1 protein-coding gene is annotated in these 623 nt (G+C 73.2%); it reads right to left on the bottom strand.

Annotated features, from left to right (window positions below):
- Positions 1 to 623 (bottom strand): aldehyde dehydrogenase family protein (locus KNW02_RS20695; RefSeq protein WP_216035055.1); only part of this gene is annotated, 623 nt, incomplete at both ends.

Here is a 623-nt window from a genome sequence, read left to right on the forward strand (position 1 = left end):
CCGGTGAAGCCCACCGCCCGGATCAGCGGATGGGTGACCAGCGCCGTGCCGACATCGCGCCGGCCGCCCTGGATCAGGCTGAAGACGCCCGGATGCATGCCGGTCTTCGCGATCGCCGCGTGGATCGCCTCGGCCACGATCTCGCCGGTGCCGGGATGGGCGGAATGGCCCTTCACGACGACCGGGCAGCCGGCGGCCAGCGCCGCCGCCGTGTCGCCGCCGGCGGTCGAGAAGGCCAGCGGGAAGTTCGAGGCGCCGAAGACCGCGACCGGGCCGATGGGGCGCTGGATCATGCGCAGATCGGGGCGCGGCAGCGGCTGGCGCCCGGGCAGGGCGGGGTCATGGCGGCGGTCGAGGTAATCGCCCGCACGGATGTGGCCGGCAAACAGCCGCAGCTGGCCGGTGGTGCGGCCGCGCTCGCCCTGAAGGCGGGCCTCGGGCAGGCCGGTTTCCTGGGCGCCGATCAGGGTGATCTGATCGGCGCGGGCCTCGATCTCGTCGGCGATCGCCTCGAGGAAGGCGGCGCGGGCCTCGCGGCTCAGGTAGCCATAGCTCCAGAAGGCGTCTTCCGCCGCCTCGCAGGCGCGGTTCACCAGATCGACCGTGCCGACCGAGAATTCATG

It is taken from the genome of Paracoccus marinaquae (assembly GCF_018860165.1).
GTDB lineage: Bacteria > Pseudomonadota > Alphaproteobacteria > Rhodobacterales > Rhodobacteraceae > Paracoccus > Paracoccus marinaquae.